The sequence below is a fragment of the Pseudomonas sp. S3(2024) genome, from assembly GCF_036861315.1.
Classification (GTDB): domain Bacteria; phylum Pseudomonadota; class Gammaproteobacteria; order Pseudomonadales; family Pseudomonadaceae; genus Aquipseudomonas; species Aquipseudomonas putida_A.
The window spans coordinates 320,780-337,945 of sequence record NZ_JAZAQQ010000001.1 but is presented as its reverse complement, the minus strand read 5'-3'; the positions used below and the strand labels follow the sequence as shown (position 1 = coordinate 337,945).

12 protein-coding genes are annotated in these 17,166 nt (G+C 52.3%); 2 read left to right on the top strand and 10 right to left on the bottom strand.

The features are described from left to right. The first annotated feature begins 6 nt into the window (after positions 1-6). Complete coding sequence (locus tag VLA07_RS01580; protein WP_123487384.1) at positions 7-978, top strand: hypothetical protein; 972 nt, start codon at positions 7-9, stop codon at positions 976-978. 313 nt (positions 979-1,291) lie between these two features. On the opposite strand, the gene VLA07_RS01575 is transcribed toward VLA07_RS01580, so the two are convergent. Next, entirely contained in the window at positions 1,292-1,468 is a 177-nt protein-coding gene (locus VLA07_RS01575; protein ID WP_185036867.1) for a hypothetical protein, read from the bottom strand. On the opposite strand from VLA07_RS01575, the gene VLA07_RS01570 reads away from it, so the two are divergent. After that, positions 1,467-3,893: a DEAD/DEAH box helicase gene (locus VLA07_RS01570; protein WP_307571616.1), complete on the top strand. Its 2,427-nt coding sequence runs from the start codon at positions 1,467-1,469 to the stop codon at positions 3,891-3,893. The two genes, VLA07_RS01575 and VLA07_RS01570, sit on opposite strands and share 2 nt — an antisense overlap. A gap of 341 nt (positions 3,894-4,234) precedes the next feature. Here VLA07_RS01570 and VLA07_RS01565 read toward each other — a convergent pair whose 3' ends face one another. The 9 genes from VLA07_RS01565 to VLA07_RS01525 all read right to left on the bottom strand — a co-directional run bounded on the left by VLA07_RS01565 (position 4,235) and on the right by VLA07_RS01525 (position 16,567). Next, a complete protein-coding gene (locus VLA07_RS01565; protein WP_122258649.1) occupies positions 4,235-4,861 on the bottom strand; it encodes a retron system putative HNH endonuclease in 627 nt (208 codons plus the stop codon). Further along, complete coding sequence (locus VLA07_RS01560; RefSeq protein ID WP_123487381.1) at positions 4,858-6,330, bottom strand: AAA family ATPase; 1,473 nt, start codon at positions 6,328-6,330, stop codon at positions 4,858-4,860. Before VLA07_RS01560 ends, VLA07_RS01565 begins: the two co-directional genes overlap by 4 nt. A gap of 237 nt (positions 6,331-6,567) precedes the next feature. Further along, entirely contained in the window at positions 6,568-7,665 is a 1,098-nt protein-coding gene (locus VLA07_RS01555; protein WP_123487380.1) for an ImmA/IrrE family metallo-endopeptidase, read from the bottom strand. Next, positions 7,655-8,275 (bottom strand): hypothetical protein, encoded by a 621-nt coding sequence (locus VLA07_RS01550; RefSeq protein WP_123487379.1) that lies wholly within the window; start codon positions 8,273-8,275, stop codon positions 7,655-7,657. Before VLA07_RS01550 ends, VLA07_RS01555 begins: the two co-directional genes overlap by 11 nt. A gap of 223 nt (positions 8,276-8,498) precedes the next feature. Next, entirely contained in the window at positions 8,499-10,454 is a 1,956-nt protein-coding gene (locus VLA07_RS01545) for a hypothetical protein (protein ID WP_333988296.1), read from the bottom strand. A gap of 92 nt (positions 10,455-10,546) precedes the next feature. Next, complete coding sequence (locus VLA07_RS01540) at positions 10,547-10,918, bottom strand: hypothetical protein (protein ID WP_123487377.1); 372 nt, start codon at positions 10,916-10,918, stop codon at positions 10,547-10,549. A gap of 112 nt (positions 10,919-11,030) precedes the next feature. After that, positions 11,031-11,657 (bottom strand): hypothetical protein, encoded by a 627-nt coding sequence (locus tag VLA07_RS01535; RefSeq protein ID WP_123487376.1) that lies wholly within the window; start codon positions 11,655-11,657, stop codon positions 11,031-11,033. A gap of 75 nt (positions 11,658-11,732) precedes the next feature. Continuing rightward, entirely contained in the window at positions 11,733-15,116 is a 3,384-nt protein-coding gene (locus VLA07_RS01530; RefSeq protein ID WP_123487375.1) for a site-specific integrase, read from the bottom strand. Then, positions 15,113-16,567, bottom strand: a complete 1,455-nt coding sequence (locus VLA07_RS01525; RefSeq protein ID WP_123487374.1) for a tyrosine-type recombinase/integrase — start codon at positions 16,565-16,567, stop codon at positions 15,113-15,115. Before VLA07_RS01525 ends, VLA07_RS01530 begins: the two co-directional genes overlap by 4 nt. Positions 16,568-17,166 lie beyond the last annotated feature (599 nt).

The following is a 17,166-nucleotide window of genomic DNA, read 5'->3' as shown; positions in this document are numbered from 1 at the left end:
TGAGCCATGGAAGATGAGAAGGTCACTGTGTTCAAGGTGAATGTTGGAGTCGGGCTTATGGGTATGACCTCTGTCAGCACATCAATAGATGAAAATTCAAAGAAAACATTGATAGAGCGCCATGGCTCTATGGTTAGTAATCTTATCCCCTCCGTGATCGTCATTTGTGAAGATGATTTAGCCAAAACTATTCTCGGGATGGTCGCCCATGAGGCGAATGGGTCGTACAAAGTCATCACAGCGGGTGCATGGGATAACATGCCAACGCTCATGTATGGTATCTATGTATATCGCGAGCAGCTAAAGGCGTCTGGGGATAATAGATTCCTTGAGGTAGTGTGCGTGACTGATGGCGATATTCATAACGACAAGCTTAACAAAGTGCTCGAAAAGGTACATAGCGGCATCAATGTACCCGAAGATATGAAACAAGCTTTGGCTTTAGCTAAGTGCAGTCTACATGATTTTCATTTGCAAAATTTGAAGCGTATTGGCGGCCTTCCTGAATATCATCATCAGTTATGGCTCAATGATGTCTCTGAAGAAGTTGTTAATGACTATCACCGAGAAAAAGTTCAAATGCTTGAATCTGCTCTTGAGCGGGCAGAAGAGAGGATTAGGCCTAGTATCGAGATGGAGTTGATTTGCCTTTATAAAGACATGGAGGAGGTTAACCGAATAGCAAATGCCTCAAGGTCAATACCCTACCATACTATGAAAGATGGCAAAGGTAGAGTTGATTGTCATGAGTTCTATAATCTGCTGAGGGAGAAACTTTCTGATGGGGATACCTTGATGAATTACTCTTTGCATCACTTGGAGTTTTCAGTCCTGTCCATCATCAGGCAATACAATCATGAATCTTGGCAGGCCTATATTTCCCCTGTCAAGGATGCGATGGAGAAGGCGTTCGCTCATCACGTGAAGATGTTCACACCTGATCGGTTCAATCTCACTGAAATTGGCAGAGGAGAGTGAATGCTCTAACTGGCTATCCACGCTGCCCTGTTTTTCTCGTTGCAGAGGTATCTGGGAGAGATCAACGTCCCAATACCGCCTTTCTCGCGTTCAACCAGATCAGTCGACCTTAGTACCCGCGGCGTGGGGTAAATGATTCGACCATTGTGAGTACGAAGGTGGCACATTGAGTTCCCGTTCGAGGGGAGGACGGCCTAAAGGGCTTTCGGGTGTTGCTAATGGAGCACGCTATCCTTGGCGACGACCCTGTGGGCGTCGCGGCCACCTGCAAGAGATGGAACAAACTGTCAGGGAATGCTCTGATCTATCACAATTAATCGTTGATGATGATATCCAATCGGACGAACATGGGCAGCTCAAGCTCAAGCTCAAGCTCAAGCTCAAGCTCAACGGCGACTGTGAGGTAAACAAGGATGGTGGACTTTAACAAACTCAGGTCGCAGTCCCAGCGGCCAGCGCCAATAGATCCCCTGGAAATCTTCAGGCGCATGCCTAAGCCTCAGGGCATCAATGATCTTTACACCAGTCAAGCTGAGGTGCTGGAGGCCTGGTTCAAGCGTAAGGACGAGCGTGACACGGTGGTCAAGCTCCATACCGGGGGAGGAAAGACTCTAGTAGGTCTGCTGATTGCTCAGTCGACCTTGAATGATCTGAAAGAGCCTGTGCTGTATCTGGCTCCGACCACGCAGTTGGTCAAGCAGACCCTGGAGAAAGCAAAATCACTTGGGATTCTCGCTGTCCCATATACCCGAGGGCAGCCGCTGCACGATGACTTTGTAAATGGCAAAGCGGTGATGGTCGCGTCCTACAAAGCCTTATTCAACGGCCATAGCAAGTTTGGGGTTCGTGGGGGGCGGATGCCCATTAAAGTGGGTGCAGTAATCCTAGATGACGCCCATGTAGCATTCTCTGTTGTGCGCGAGTCGTTCACTCTTGAGGTCTCCTCTGAGGCTGACAAGGAAACGTACAACGCGCTGTGCACCTTATTCCGTAATGCCTTTCGAGAAATTGATCGACTGGGAACCTTTGACGATACCGTTTCGGGGCTCAACAACGGTGTCGTGGAAGTACCTTATTGGGCCTGGAATGAGCAGTTGGACACTGTAAGGGGAATGTTGCGTGGCAACGGCGAGGACGTTCCGTTTGCTTGGCCATTACTGCGGGACAATCTGCACCTGTGCCATGCGCTGATCAGTAGCAAAGCATTCACTGTTACGACTGTCCTGCCCCAGGTGAACAATTTCCCCACATTCGCTGATGCTCCCCGGCGAATCTATATGTCGGCGACCATCGCTGACGATAGCGAGATTGTCCGTACGTTCGACGCCGATCCTCAGCATGTGAACAACGCGTTGGCCTCCAGATCTCTCGCAGGGATCAGTGAGCGGATGATCCTGATTCCAAGCTTGATGCAGTTCGATTTCGATGCGCAAAGCGTCGCTAAATCCATTCTCAAGCAAGTCGCTGCGATGAACCTTGGGGCTGTGGTATTGGTGCATGCCAATTATGCTGCAAAGGCCTGGGATGGCACTGCTCAATTCGCCGAAGGCTCAGACCAAGTTGAAAATGCAATTGAGGCACTGCAATCTCGCAGAACGAGTGGGCCAGTCGTATTTGCCAACCGTTACGATGGAATCGATTTACCAGGCGATTCATGCAGAATCCTGGTGATGGAAGGGCTTCCCTCCGGGACGTCTGATTATGAGCTCCTGCGTGCTGCCACCTTATACGGTGGGGCTACCATCAGCCGCATGCTAGCGCAGCGCATAGAGCAGGGTATCGGACGCGGAGCGCGTGGATCGGGTGACCATTGCGTAGTGCTGCTTCTTGGTTCTGATTTAGCGGGTTGGATTGCCAAGGACGCGAATTTTAAGCTGCTCACGAGTGCGACCCGAGCACAGCTCGAAATGGGATCGACGGTCAGCAAAGAAGTCAGTGACGTTAACGATTTGGGGAATACAATCGGGCTCAGCATCAACCGGAACACTGAATGGGTTGAATACCATGCCGCCACGCTCGCGGAAAACGTGGGGCCGGAAGCGCCAGATCCGAAGCGGTTCGATACGGCGTCGACGGAGCGCAAAGCTTTCAACCTCTGGGCGGATGGTTGTTATGACAAAGCCATCGCTCGCTTGGATCAGGTAGCAGGTGCTCAGGACGCGGTTGATGACCAAACACGCGGTTGGCTGTACCAGTTGGCAGGCCGTATAGCGAACAACTGGGGACAAGCCGAGCGTAGTGACGAGCTCCAACGATCGGCATTTTCGGCGAACCGTAACCTTTTACGTCCGCGCACCTCATCACCCTACCGACCCCTCCCTACTCCCGGTGCGCAGGGCGCAGCGATTGCATCTCAGCTGCGTGGATATCGGATGAGACGTGGTTTGCTTCAACGCTTCGAGCAGGTGGTATCCAGGTTGAACAGCAACGCTTCTGCCAACCAGTTTGAGCAGGCGCTTGCAGACCTCGGTGGCTTGATAGGTCTTTCTACCGAACGCCATGACGTCGGTGGGGAGGGGCCTGATGTTCTTTGGCTTCTACCCAACAAGGCTGCTCTGATCTTGGAGGCAAAAAGTCGCAAGTTGGACAGAAACCCTTTAACCAAGGAGGAGCATGGTCAGCTCCTGGTCGCAGAACAGTGGTTCGTTCAAAACTACCCCGGATACTCAAGTCTGCGTGTAGTTGTGCACCCTACGAACAAGGCAACCGCAGCAGCGTCAGCATACGAGAGCTATGCCCTCACACTTGATCGGCTGAATCAGCTGGTTGCAAATTCCCGGGTCTTGCTGAGAGAGCTCTGCGAGTCTCAGTTGACCGACATTGAGCTTGAAGCGCATTGCCAGCATTTAATCGAGCACTCGCTGATACGTGCGGACAGATTGGCCAACTACTTAGTGCCTTTTGTGGAAGGGTAGTGGATATCCACGCAAGGTACGTCTGGAGTCCCTGGACGGCGGGCGCATGGTGCGTCAGCCGGTCGCCCAAGTCGAAGGTTCAGTAGGCTGGTGGCCCTGACCAGCAACCGCATTATTAATCAAGACGTCGATCCGCTTGCGAGTCTCCGAGGGGGAATCAGTACAGTTCCCCCCCAGCCCCGCAAGCTGGTCATATCTAGCGGGGCAGAGCTTGGTAAACGGGGAATCGGATGTCGCGTCGGCGTTAATATGCAGCGACCAAAAGGCACCAAGGGCACCTTTTGATTTTGAGAACTGGTGGGCACTTATTAGTGTCACTCAATCCATCATCAAGATGACTTCTAGTCATTCATCTTCAACAGCCGTGTCTCAATGGCGGCTCTTGCATTTTCCAGAAGCGCACGATGGTGGCCATACAAGTCTGCCGCGTCCTCGTCATGGAGATAGTCTTTAGCTCGCTGTTTGGAGCGCTCCGTGGTAGAGAGCTCAAACACATCGATGGTCTTCTTGCCTTTAGGCGAGCCGTTACGCTCTTGAATTAAAACCTTAACATCTTCCGATGTATATGTGATGTGCTCATCGGCGTCATCAAAGTAAGGATGTACGAATGAAAATTTCGATCGTCGATAGCTGCTTCCCTTGACCAGTATTGGGTCAAAAGTTTTCTTAAGATCGGTGTTGCACGTATAGCATGATAAAACTAAATTGGTAGGCCAAAACATCCACTCCGCATACGATTCCTTAGGAGCTATATGGTCTCTGTGAGGCCGTTTTTCGAACAGTCGGCAGCCACAGTAAGCGCAGCGCCTCTTCTGCTCGATAAGCATGAGTCTCGTCATTTCTTGTTTGAAATTTTTAGTCGCCTGTTTTCCATGGCCCCAGGGGTCTTTGGCCTTGGTTGTAATTGCATAACGTTTTAATTCTTTGACCAGCTTCCATCCATAGGAGGGGACTGTGAATTTTTTCAATTTATACGCTCCATGTAAGATTGGACTTCCTTAACTACTAGGGCCAGAGGTTCAATGTCATTGTAGTTAATGCGAGAGATCTTGGTCATGAAGCCGTTGAGAAAATCTTTATCTTTGCCCCCGTCTTGGATGTGCTTAAGTACGGCGCTCAGCTCTCTGGTCAGGTGGTAATTTGACGCAGACGGGATTTGCAGAACGTTATACAAGACAGATTCGGAACCCCAACCCTCAAATACGCCATCTTGAACCTCGACGACTATCTGATCCGATTTGCGTCCCAGCGTGACAATACTGGCAAGTCCATGCGCTACGCTTGACAGCATATGGGGCGAGTGGGTGGCGATGATAACGTGGCTCCGAGGGGCTCCTGCTAGAGACTTTTGTAACAATTCCACGTAACGCTGTTGCCAAACTACATTGAGGCTCACCTCAGGTTCATCAATCACGACTAGGCTTCCAGGGGTCGCGTAGGCAATGACTTTCGCGCCGACTGACAGCAAATTTTGCTGCCCTGAACTTAACTCCTCAAAGCCCAACCACGAACTGGCCTCAAATAAAAGGCTTGGCCACACAGAAATGCCAGCGCGACTTGCAGCTGAAAAGCCAATCACAAGTCTACTCAGATTAGATTTGTCCTGCTCTGGAAGTGTAGCCAGTCTCAATACGGCTCTCTCGACTTTAGAGCTGAGTTGAGTATGAATATGATTGTCCAGTAGAGTGAATAGCTCCCCAATATGGCCTGCCATGGCTGACAGCTCCTCATGGCTGATCATGTCAGCCCTTCTTGAGCCCAAGCGACGCTCTAGCCGCTCTTGTACATATGCGACCTTGTCAGGGTGTTTGTGGAACTTCCGTATTTCCTGAAGCTTACGTCTGTTGAACCCAAATGCGATCTCCCTGCCATTGCCGAAGACCATATCAATCCATGACCCAAATGCTTCCAGACGCGTGCTATCGGCAAGCATTCGTATAACCGATTCAGCCACCGCTCTATCGGTCGATCCCGTCGTGGTCAGATTGCTCGCTTGTCTGACTCCTAGGTAATGATAGAATTGATCTTCGTCGATGCTATCTTGACGATAAGGGAACTTGTCGATCACTAGGTTGGAAATGGCTAGGATTCTTGATGGGAAATGTGGTGTAGATAGTTTTTTTTCTTTGGAGTGTTGGGGCGGCGTCTCATCTGAGACACCATTTGCCCTCGCCACTATTTCAAGGCATGGCAGGTTGTGTAAGCCTGATAGTTGGCGATGATATTTTTCTTCAATTGAATTTTGTGAATGTCGCTCATTAAAAGCTTCTACTAGACTAGCCAGCATACGGCTTTTGCCAGTGCCATTAGCTCCAACGATAAAGGTGATGTGCGTTTTCTTTGGGTTGGCGTTCTCGCCAATAAACTTAACATATCCGTCAGAGCCGTCTCCGAAGTCAAAACGAGCGCTTTCTAGCAAATATGATGGTGTTTTCACTTGCAGACATCCTTGTATATAAGTAGTGGAAAATGCTACCTGTGTTTCACGACCTAGCGCTACTGCGGCGTCTGCCAGTCAAGTGAGCTTTGGGGGCATTCAAAACATGATGCATGGGTTACGGACTTAAAGGTAACCGATGTTGCAGTTGATACTATTTTCTCATGACCCCAGAGGGAGGATATGTGCCCGCAGCCGTTCGAAATTGAGCGCCATATCCGCCTCCTAGTAGATCCTTTAAACCAGCCTCAAAGGTGGCTCAGGTGGTGTAAGCATGTAGCGGCTTTCAACCATCTCACGGGTAAGCCCACAGGCCTTGAGAGCCTTTCTCCAGCTAGCGTGATCCAGCAAATCCAGTGCGCGCTGCACCAGTCGAGGTGATTCCATCTCGATCTGATCATCGAGATCTTCCCGCCGTGTGAAGCCCTTGCGATTCAGATAGGTGAAGCCTGACTTGGCCTGTTCTTGGCTGATGAGATCCAGGGCCTGAGCCCGATAGATCAGCGCCTTGAAACTAACCTTCCACCTCAGTTTGAGCTCACCCAAGGCTTGCCAGTTGAGATACCTGCCTCGCATTGCAGGGAATTCTCCTGCAAAGCTTGCCCTGGGCATCAAAAGGGCACTTGCGAATTGGTTGGCCTGATCTTCCGTGTGCCGGCAGCCCGTTTCCACACCTTGGTGCATCACCAGGTGACCGAGCTCATGAGCGATGTCGAAACGTTGTCTGCACGCGTTCTGCTTCGCGGTATTGCGAACAATCAGTGGGCGCTTGTTGTGTAGGGAAAACGCGTCGATGCGGTCATCCGCTTCAGCGATATTGACGACCAGCACTCCAATCTTCTCGACCAGTCTGGTGACATTCGAGAGAGGCCCAAGCCCCAACGATTGCTCTCTACGAAAACGCTCTGCAATCTGTTCGATAGTATCGACGCTTGTCACTGGTTCATCGTGTGTCCGAAAGCTGATATCCGGGAGCGCGACTTCTTTGTCGAGCTCATCGATCAGCAGTTCGAAAAGCTCAACCTGAGCTGCAATCGATTTCTTCAACGTCACTGTTGAGGCGCGCACGCTTCGGAAATGGCATTGCTCAAGTTCAACGGAGCTGCGTCTAGGCGCAAAGAAAAACTCCTGAGTGACGCCCAGAGCCGTGCTCAGCATTTCCAACTGTACGGCGGAGGGAAATCCATTCACCTCCAGTTTGTGAGCATACTGCCGGGTAACCCCAAGCAGGTCACCGATGTCTGCAAGCGACCAACCGGACGCGCAGCGCGCAAGACGCAGCTTGTCCGGAGAGAATTCGTCGCCTAATGCCAGTTGCTGTGTTCTATCGTCCATCTACGCTGCCAAGTTCGTCGGGTTTTTTCGTGTCGGCGTCTTTGTTTCTGCGAACCACCAAAGGTTCCTCGATCTCGACTTGAGCAGGGAGATCGCTGGTTCTGACCGGCACGCTGGCCTTGTATTCATGTGCCCAGTGGCAAAGGATATTTTGGTTGATATCGAAGCCCACGATCGTGGCTTTGAGCTCAGGGAATTCGAGGTCGTTGTTCCCATCGACAAACAGTCTCCAGGTGGAAACCTCGGGGGTGGCCTCGAAGAGACTCAGTTGGTGCAGCTCGACCAGATTGGCCTTGAGCCGATGCAGCTTCTTAGGAGCATCAGGGTCGTCGGTGACGATCTGTAGCAAAACACCGTTGATGCTGATCGTGAAGTCCATGGTGCCGTTTCGCAGCTCAAGCCATGGCAGGGTCACATCGGCACCCAACGCCTTACAGAGCCCTTGAAGACGCCCATAGAGCAGGGTCGCGCGGGTGTATGCGGTATCGTTTGGTGTGGATGCATCAGCCAGCGCCTGATACGCAACTGAGATCACTTCCTGGCAGACCAGATCCAGGTATTCGGGGAGCAACTCGGGTGCGAAATGACTTGGGTGCTGGGTTTCGTGCATCGATACGACCTCGAAAACTGTGCAAATAAGAGATACTGTCAACCAGTATTTTTGTGCAGAAATATTGGTTTGTCAACTGGATGATCTGCAGGCTCTTCGCACCCGAAAGCGTCTCAGCCAGCGGATACCGAGCCAAAGCGTTTATTGATCGGTCGCGTCTATGCGAGCTCTGTGAGCAGCCGGCACAACGCATGGTTGGAGTAATGCTCAGCAGTTCCTGACATCACTCAACCAGCGGCACAATCCGCTGCAAAGTCCCAGGACTCGCAAGCCTCGGAAAGCCCTCGATCTCATACGCGCAGTGCTCAATCACGCGAACTCCTTGCGCCTGCAGGTTCCTGACGAAGGCAGCCCCCGACCTTTCCCCACCAGCACCGCCTTGAGCGGAGGTGAACACCAGTACCGGAGGGAGTTCGACCCCCAGTGCTTCGTTCGGGCTCAGTGCAAATCCTGCATCCCAAGAGTACCCCGCGAACTCGTCCGCTTTAATCATCCGATACGTCTGTGACTGAGACACGAAAAGCTCATTCGACTTGACGTTCACAATGCGAATCAGGGCGTCATCTTTACGTCGAAGACCACGTGGTGAGAGCCGAATTATGTCGCCCTTTTTAGGCACCTTCGTATCTGCTGGAACTGAGCTGTATCGCCGATTGAGCAACTGGTTAAGATCAGGGCAATCACAGATCACCGCGATGCGCTGAACGTCCTCTGCATCGATCCGTGCCTCGATCTCGGAGAGGTTCCGAAGGCATTGATGGATCGGCAAAGCACCTTGCTGGTGAATGCGGACATCCACGGTGGGGAAGTAGCGAGACATCTGGTCAACAGCTGCATTGGCCGGCAGGGTGGCATCGACCAGTGCAACCAAATTCACCACATTCTCCAGCTCTGCCAGCAGCTGAAAAATCTCGAACAAGGGCAACTGATTGAACTTATTTACGACGATTGCCTGGGCATGCGCGCCATCTGTAATTTGGTAGAACGGGACAGGGGCATGACCTAACTCATTTTCATAGGCCGCGCACCTGGCCTTCGCGATCGTCACCGAGGTCGGAACGGTATTCGTCAAGAGCTCCAAAACCGCACAGTACTGCCGGGTGAATTCGACGGCTGCTTTGACATCGTCATATCGAACGAGCAGCACGCGTGAATTCAGTGCCAAAGTCACTTCGTCGAGCATGTCGAAAGCGAACATGTCCGGGGTGAATGCGCTCAAGCGGCTGAAGGCGTGTTCAATCTCACGCTCGCTATAGACTGGGTGAAAGGGCGTGCAGATCCTAGTCAGATGATGGCGTACCGCGCTCTGCAGGATATGGTTCGACTGGAGCTGAACGTGGCCTTCCGTCGCCACAATCCAGCTGTGGCCCACACACTCGCGAATCGCCTCAAGCACATCGTCCGAGCCAGCGATGACGCTGTCGGCTAAACCGCCACCGCCATCTGCCTCAGCCACATCTGCCACACACCCATAAACAGAAGCGACCTCAACAAGGGTGTTCCCCGCCGTTGACTGGGCTTCCAGATGCCTTAGCAGTGCCCAAGCTTTCCTCAATCCAGGCGTCTGATCGAAGCCTGGATGATTCAGAACTGAGTCGTCATTGGTCTCAAGAAACGGCAGTGCCAGTGGGGGATGAATAAGGAGGAAGCAGCCGTTTACTGGCAGACAAATCACCATCTGCTCCGCACTGGCTTGATCGAATCCCTGAACCATGAGTCCAGACACCGATTCCTGGAAGTCCATGTACTCCTGCCATGCGAACTGCAACTGGGCCGTCTGAGCATCGCCAAGATGCTTCCCAAGAATGAACCGACTCTCATGGTCAAGCAGCTGCCGCACACTGCGCTGCTCCAGCAAAGCAGCTTGTTCCAAAACGCTCGCGAGTCCGGAGGGGGGTGAGTATTGAGGGAGCGCTTTCTGTGTACTAACGAAGCCCGCCAGTGCCCTGCATTCGTCATATTCCACGCAAAGAGCGGGGTACAGGTGGGTAATGACCAGCCCCCTCCCGCACTTGCTAATGGACGCGCGATAGGTCATGCCTGGGAATATGTGTTTCGACCCTAGCTCCGGATCCAGCCGCGCCTTGAAGGATGTCCCGGTGGCCAGCGATAGGAGATGGAATCGCCGCTCGCCACACAGCGTGAGAGTGAATTTCCGGACGAAGTAGTACTTTGCCATTGGCCTGATGCACCGTTGGGTAGAAAGACAGGGAAATGAAGCTGGACGGAATCTGCTGTAGAGCCGCGAAGCGGGGCCTGCCAAGGGCCCAGTCAGAACGTGAGGATCTTTCCTGACCGAATGATCTCTTCCCGGAAAGCCGCACGCTGCAAACCACGCTCGGCATCTCGCAGCTGGGTTCTGAGCAGCTGGATCTCGGTTCGTAAGCTGGCCAGCGATTTGTCGTACTGCGAATGGGCCTTGGTGGAGGGTTGAGATCGCACATGCTCCAGCAGCAGCTCAGCAATCTGGTGCAGCTCGTGCCCGCCGCGCCCTTCATAGAAGACTTGCCTGGTAAGCCCCACCGTCCCAGCCAGCCATGCAAGATTTATCTTGCCGGCCCGCATCGGCACGCTTTTACCTGACTCGATGATCTCCAGGGCTACCTGGCGCAGCCTCTTCGCCGACTCCAGTTCCGGTTTCATGGCGCGTAGCACCTCATGCGGCGAACCGCCTCCAGAAGCACTCCGGGCTGACCTAGCCCCAACTCCCAACCCAACTTCAGCCTCAGCCTCAGCCTCAGCACTGGAGATACGATCATTGAGTTCGCGCACGGGCATTCTTCCATTCGACATAGGGGGCAGTGAGTGTTGAGTCGGCTATCGGTTTCGGGATGCCGCTGACATCTGAGAGGTCGGTCAGGGTGTCGTTTATGATCCGAATGGCCCGCTTGTGATCGAGGATCCTGTCGACCAACTGGCAGGTCACTTCAAACTCGCGCTGGTACTCAGGTACTCTGCTGGGCTTGGTAGTAGCGTCCTGAGACCGGGCAGCCTGCACGGGGCGTTTCGACAAATCGTCCACGATGTTGCGAAGCTTGACGTTCTCCTCTTCCAGCTGTGAATTCCGGATCATGACCGGATGCAGTGGATCTATGTCCGTGTTGTATGGGGTGGGTGGGGTACTTCCATCGCCAAGGAGCCCTGGGTAGGCGTCGAGGCACTTCCTGTATGACTTTCCGCGCTTTAAGAGCAGGCTGCGGTCGACGCCGCAGATACGAGCGACTTCATCAGCCAGCTGACTGATGTTTTTGAAGGGCTCAGCCTGTTGTTGAAGCACCTGCAAAGCGGCATGGATTCGAGCGATCGTTGCCTTGAGTTGTCCTGCACCTCTTCGCTCTTGAGGCGTTGGGGTAGACGGAGCATTGGTGGGTTTTCTTTTCATGTTCAGTTCTGCGCAGTCCCACGAGCTCGTCTGGCCAATTCACCTACCTTGGACACACGAGCTCGCCTGGTCATCTCAACTCGCCCCTGCCATCGAGGCTTGATGATTGAGAAGGAGGGTAGAGGGCTTGCTCAGCGCATACGCGGAGATTTCTTCGAATGAAAGGCCTGTACCGCCCATGATCGACAAGATCTGCCCAATGTAGATTTCCCTTTCCTCGAACGGTTGGTTGGCAACCTGGAGGAATTCCGGATTACGTGCCAACTCATCAAGAATCAGGGGGTAATGTTCTGATGCGAAAGCTGGGAACTGGGAGGCGTCTATCAGCATCGAAATTACGCGCTGTTTGGGATCTGCCATATCAACACTATGACGAACAGCGTTCGCAAGGTCGCGATGACGAGCGATGTACCCGTTCGGAAATTTTTCTTCTCGCCAATTTTTCTCCAAGATCTGGATGACTTGGCGATAACCAGCCAGCTCTAGGGTGCAAAGCGAAAGTTCCTCGTAAATTATCTCTGTGCTGGACGATTTTGGTTGGTGTTTAAGGGTTTGCTGAAGTTTTGGTCTGAGTTGCTCCACACGACAGGCAAGATCACGGACTTTTGCATTCAGGGCAGGTAGATGATCGATCCCGAATACTGCGTAAGGGCAAATACCACAGGTGCGAGCCTTTCGCGTGAAAGTCATCAGCTTTTTCGGGCAGTCACCATCAAGAGCACAAATGCAACAGTCTAAGAACTTTACGCGCTGGGTTTTAGTGCTGGCAATCAAGTCCAGGCCTGTCTCGTCGGCGTCCAAGATATCGGGGATCACGGAGACGAGATGCTGGTCGCGCACGGTCTCTTTGCGGTTCTGTTCCCAGCCTTTAACCAGCGCCGAATTAGGCGATGATGGGCTGGGAGGACTTCCAGTCAGAGCTGCAAACGCATGCTCGGAGACCGCTCTGTTGGCGGAATCAATCAGGGCCAGAGCTTCTTGATGAGTCGGCACTACATAATGCGCGCTTGTATACTTCTGAGCATGACCGACTTGCCCTCCGATAATGGCGTAATCAAGGCTCGCATAGATACGGCGATGGGTAATCCATGTGGCCCGCAGAGCATGTGGGGTATGTACTGCCGACCAATCTCCAGCGGCAGTGCGTTCCACGAACTCATGACGACGCTCTGGAGGTACGAATTCGTTGTATATCTCCTGAAATCCGCGAAGAACCAATGTCCATTTTAGGGTGTAAGAAGTGTCAGAAAACGGAGCGCCGCTATTGAGCCAAGGGCTACGGAAAAGAGGGTGGATCTTACTGTATTTTTTAGTGCTCTTAGGGTCATTTTGATAATGCACGCCTGTGTATTTTTTTCCGTACTCCCTGGTTTGGAAATGGCGTTCCTGGATCAGCACATCCATGATTTTATAAGGGAGTGTGATGGGGCGGCTTTTTCCGCTTTTGTCCGTATTGACATAGAGGATGCAGCTGCTCAGGCTTCCCCTCATAGAGTGGTCGTAATATTTATCAAAGCTGCGGATATCCAACCATTGGCAATTTTGCAGGCGCAGCCCTGAGAAAAGAGCCGTTGTGAGCATCCTCACCTGTGACAGCCATGGAACGTATATTTCGCTGCTAGATGATTTGTATTTTTCACTTTTCCACGAGTAAGCATTGATGATTTTTTTGAGCGGTACCTCCAATTCATGCGAGGTGTCATTCGGGTTCCACAACTTGATGGAATAAGAGATTCCGTATTTTTCGAGGTCGATCCAGCTGCTGTTTTTTAGATCCAAAGTGTCTTGGAAGCTATAGATACCTTTGAGGCATTTGTTTTGAAGCTCGACCCCGATAGCGTCGAGTGCGAGCATATAGGCTTCCACCATCAACATTGAGTCGATGGGGAGGGGGATTTTGTCACTTTTACCTGCCGAGCCACTTCCTGTGGAGTCCAAATCTGGATGGATCGGATTTTTATAGAGGCTACTGACTAGAGGTTCACCATTAGGCATTACTACGTTGCCGTTCGCTATCGCGACTTCGAAATATCGCCATATCGAAAAAATGAACCTAGCTTTGGTTTTGATGCTGCGCTTCAGGTCGTAAAACTGCATCAGTGTGAGCGGCAAATCGATTTTTGAATTGTCCTTTGGATTGCTTAGGTTGCTATTTTTGGACGTACGATGCCAAAAAATGGAGCGGTGAAAATTCTCAATGTTGGTCGGGATCTCGATGCCGCTGTTGGGGTGTTTGCTAAGCCAAGCAGGCAGATACCTACCTAGGTAATCCATCAGAATATGTATGTATCCAACTTCTTGCTTTCTGCTGTTAATGCTTATGAGTTCTTCGATGTGTTCAAGGTGCAGCTCGCCAGCCTTAATCCAACAGGACAAGTTCTTTTCAATGTCTAGGTTGTCCTGGGTATTGTAGTAGCCATTCACCCAGTCATAGTTATAAATAGTTGGTCGGCGACGACCAGGCAAAAGAGCATACTCCTCGGGGGGGAGTAAGTCTTGTGCCTCCTTTTTGGTTTCCTCGGCTCGCGTCTTTTTTTCTTCGGTTCGTTGTTTGTCCTTGTGTTTTCGGCCATCTATTCCCGAGGCGTAGCGGGCTCTTCTGGATTGGAGATTCTCATTTTTTGAGTAGTTGTTACCCATCGAGCCCCAGTGTTTGACGAACTGCGCATAAGATTTCCTGTTCTCGGTGCTCGAAATTTCGAACGTGGTGGCACTTAGGTGAGCATGATAGCCTTCAAGAAGCCGTGCTTGATCCGGGCTTACAATTTCCGGATGCTCTCTGGCAAATAGATGCAGCCATGTTAGGTAGGAAAAATCAGTGCATTTGCTACCCTTCTTAGATTTGCTTTTTATTTCACGTTGCTTGTCGACTACTACAGGCGCTGCTTCCCACAACTCTTCAAATACAATGTCTTCGGGCCGCTGCCAGTTGACTCGGTATTGAAAATTTCGAGTGCAGCGATGCAGATGTGATGTTTTGACTCCCGCGAGCTTGTGGATAAAGCCCTGCGATCCATCAATCAGCTCCGGATACTTAGCCCATACGCCACTGATGTTGAAGTCATGAGGGAGCGTGGCATTCCCCTTAGTCCACAAGAGAACAAACATTGTCCGAATGGGGATGCGAATGCCGCTAACATCTTTAGGATGCGGGGCAGCCTCGCCAGTAAGTGCCGTATACAAAGGTAGGGCAAGATCGAGCTGTTTGTCGGGAACCAGGCAGAGATTGTAGAGTGTCGTGAGCTCCGGGTAGGTCAACGCACGACCCTTGCGAATCCTCAGGAAGATGGATAACGCCAGCCGGTGCCTGGCTTGCCTATCCGTCAGGAGCTCAGGATTGGCTTTCCCAGACGCGCTCTCGGCATCCATGGCTTTCTGAGCCAGTTCTTGCAAGATGGCCGCAGCATTTTGTAGGACATCATTGCCGTGCAGGGTAAGGCTGTCGGTGGTGTTGATCACGCTCCTGGGCCCCGCTCAAGCAATTCTTCGCTCAAACGCCCGTAGGCCAAGCCACGGTAGTGGTCAATGCTTTCACCCTTGCCTTGGTGGTACACGAGCTCGTTGGCAGCATCGACGTCCACAAGGGTGTTGATGCCCAGATCTGCGGCGTAGACCTCGGTACTCCGGAGATCTGCGTGCCCCATCAGCAACTGAATTTCAGGTAGGTCGAGGCCCGGCTTGGGTCGGCCCGGCACCATTACGTAGTTGCGCGCCCAAACCCCGAAGAGGTGTCGGAAGTCGTGGGACGAGTAGTTTCCCTGGGGGGCGACGAACTTCAGTTTTTTCTGAGTGGCTTGAATGCGGCGGTTGATCGCCTTGTTGACGCTGTTTGAATTGAGTTCGCAGAGAGGTACACCGTAGGTGTATTCATCAAGCGACAGCAGCAGCCAGCGGCTGTCGGAGCAGGGGCGCACAGCCATGTAATCAGCCAGCTTCTGCCAGAAAATGGATTTGAATGGCTCGAACATCGTCACGACCGCAGTCTTGCGACCTTTGAACCCAAAGCGTTCCTTGTTCGTGGTGTCACGAAGGCCATCAGGATCTTCGACGCGAATGATCCTCTTGTGAACGTCAACGTCCTCCAGGCGAACCCCAACCGCTTCCGAGAGTCTCAGGCTGCCAAGTCCCAAGCTCCAGATCAAACCGTCCAATGGCGTTGGGGCGTTCTCAAGCATGGGTAGGATATGTGGAAGGTCAATGTGCTTGGCCTTCCGGTCTTTCTTGACCTTAGGGGCGCGCAGGCCGCCTCGGGCTTTCTTCGCGCCGGCACCAAGAGTGGGTTTGACCTGCAGCGTATAGGCATGGATTCGAGCTAATTCCTGAGGGCTGCGCAGCCTGGGGTTGAGTTCCGGCAACGCATTGGTTTGAGTCTGGGGAGGCAGGCCGGTTAGCACGGAGGTCAGTTGTGCCTGCTCGAACGAGATCGCGCTGCAGGCGGTCAGCAGAACATTGGCTGCTGCGATGTACGCTCCGGCTGACTTCGCGGAGATTGTTTTTCGGCCAGTTCGAATGAAGGCTTGGCGCACGATTGGGTCTTTGGCTTCTGCTCCCTCGATCAGATAAGACGAGAAAAGATGCATGGTTTTCGACGCAGTCTCAGGGTCGAGTCGGCCAGAGAGGGCGCCGGTTTCATAGAGGAACTCGGTGAAAACCCGCCCACCTCGTTCGATCGCAATAACCGAGTTGCGCGAGTAGCTGATGCCGATCTCGCCCCAGAGGTACTCGGTGAACTCGTTGTAGAAATCCAATGGTGCACCTGTGGCTGTCTCGTAGAGCCTGGGTGGTTCGCACTTGACTCGCGTGAGGCTATTCATCGCCTCGATGCTATTACCGGCGGGTGGCTGCTTTTGCGAGGCCATGGTGGGTGGATTCGAACCCTGGCCAACCAAGGCAATCTTCGATTTATGCATATATTGACAACGCCTTTGATTCGTGATGTAATCTAGGAAGCAGAATGGTATTTACTGTAAAGCACAATTTGAAATGACAAAAAGTTCTTAACTTTAAGATTTTTATGTCTTTATTTGTGTTTTTGTCGCCGTATTGTGCTAAATCAGGACGACCTTGAACCCATCTCGTATTCCCGCAAGGCCGCGTTGTTCAAGGCCTTGCCGTATCTCTACCCCCCCATAGCACGCCAAACCCAGATCGTTGAGCAACCAGTGCGCTCCCGCCCTCAATTTCATGATTTTTTGTCCACTTTAGCTACGCGCTATGGATGAATTGGCTGCTGCCAACCCGACGAACAGCCTTATCGGGAGAGATGTCAAGATGGTCGGCCTCAGCGTTTTGCGGTAATTTTTGCTGGCATGAGGCCATAACCACAGCAGGACGCACCTTTGCGGCTAGGGCTTTAGATCCCTGGTCGCTATCGTTCCTGCACACTTATTTCGTGTCAGGAACGACCATGTCAGGGGGGGCGAAACCGAAAAAATTGCGAGGCTCGCGGAGCTCGTTTCCAACGAGATCTTCAGCTTCTTCCGCTGGAAGAAAGAGGGGACGGCGAACC

Bases quoted from the DNA above. Each gene is read 5' to 3' on its own strand.
- VLA07_RS01575 (WP_185036867.1), bottom strand. From the start codon at position 1,468: ATGCGCCTGAAGATTTCCAGGGGATCTATTGGCGCTGGCCGCTGGGAC.
- VLA07_RS01525 (WP_123487374.1), bottom strand. From the start codon at position 16,567: ATGCATAAATCGAAGATTGCCTTGGTTGGCCAGGGTTCGAATCCACCC.
- VLA07_RS01535 (WP_123487376.1), bottom strand. From the start codon at position 11,657: ATGAAAAGAAAACCCACCAATGCTCCGTCTACCCCAACGCCTCAAGAG.
- VLA07_RS01555 (WP_123487380.1), bottom strand. From the start codon at position 7,665: ATGGACGATAGAACACAGCAACTGGCATTAGGCGACGAATTCTCTCCG.
- VLA07_RS01580 (WP_123487384.1), top strand. From the start codon at position 7: ATGGAAGATGAGAAGGTCACTGTGTTCAAGGTGAATGTTGGAGTCGGG.
- VLA07_RS01550 (WP_123487379.1), bottom strand. From the start codon at position 8,275: ATGCACGAAACCCAGCACCCAAGTCATTTCGCACCCGAGTTGCTCCCC.
- VLA07_RS01570 (WP_307571616.1), top strand. From the start codon at position 1,467: ATGCCTAAGCCTCAGGGCATCAATGATCTTTACACCAGTCAAGCTGAG.
- VLA07_RS01545 (WP_333988296.1), bottom strand. From the start codon at position 10,454: ATGGCAAAGTACTACTTCGTCCGGAAATTCACTCTCACGCTGTGTGGC.
- VLA07_RS01540 (WP_123487377.1), bottom strand. From the start codon at position 10,918: ATGAAACCGGAACTGGAGTCGGCGAAGAGGCTGCGCCAGGTAGCCCTG.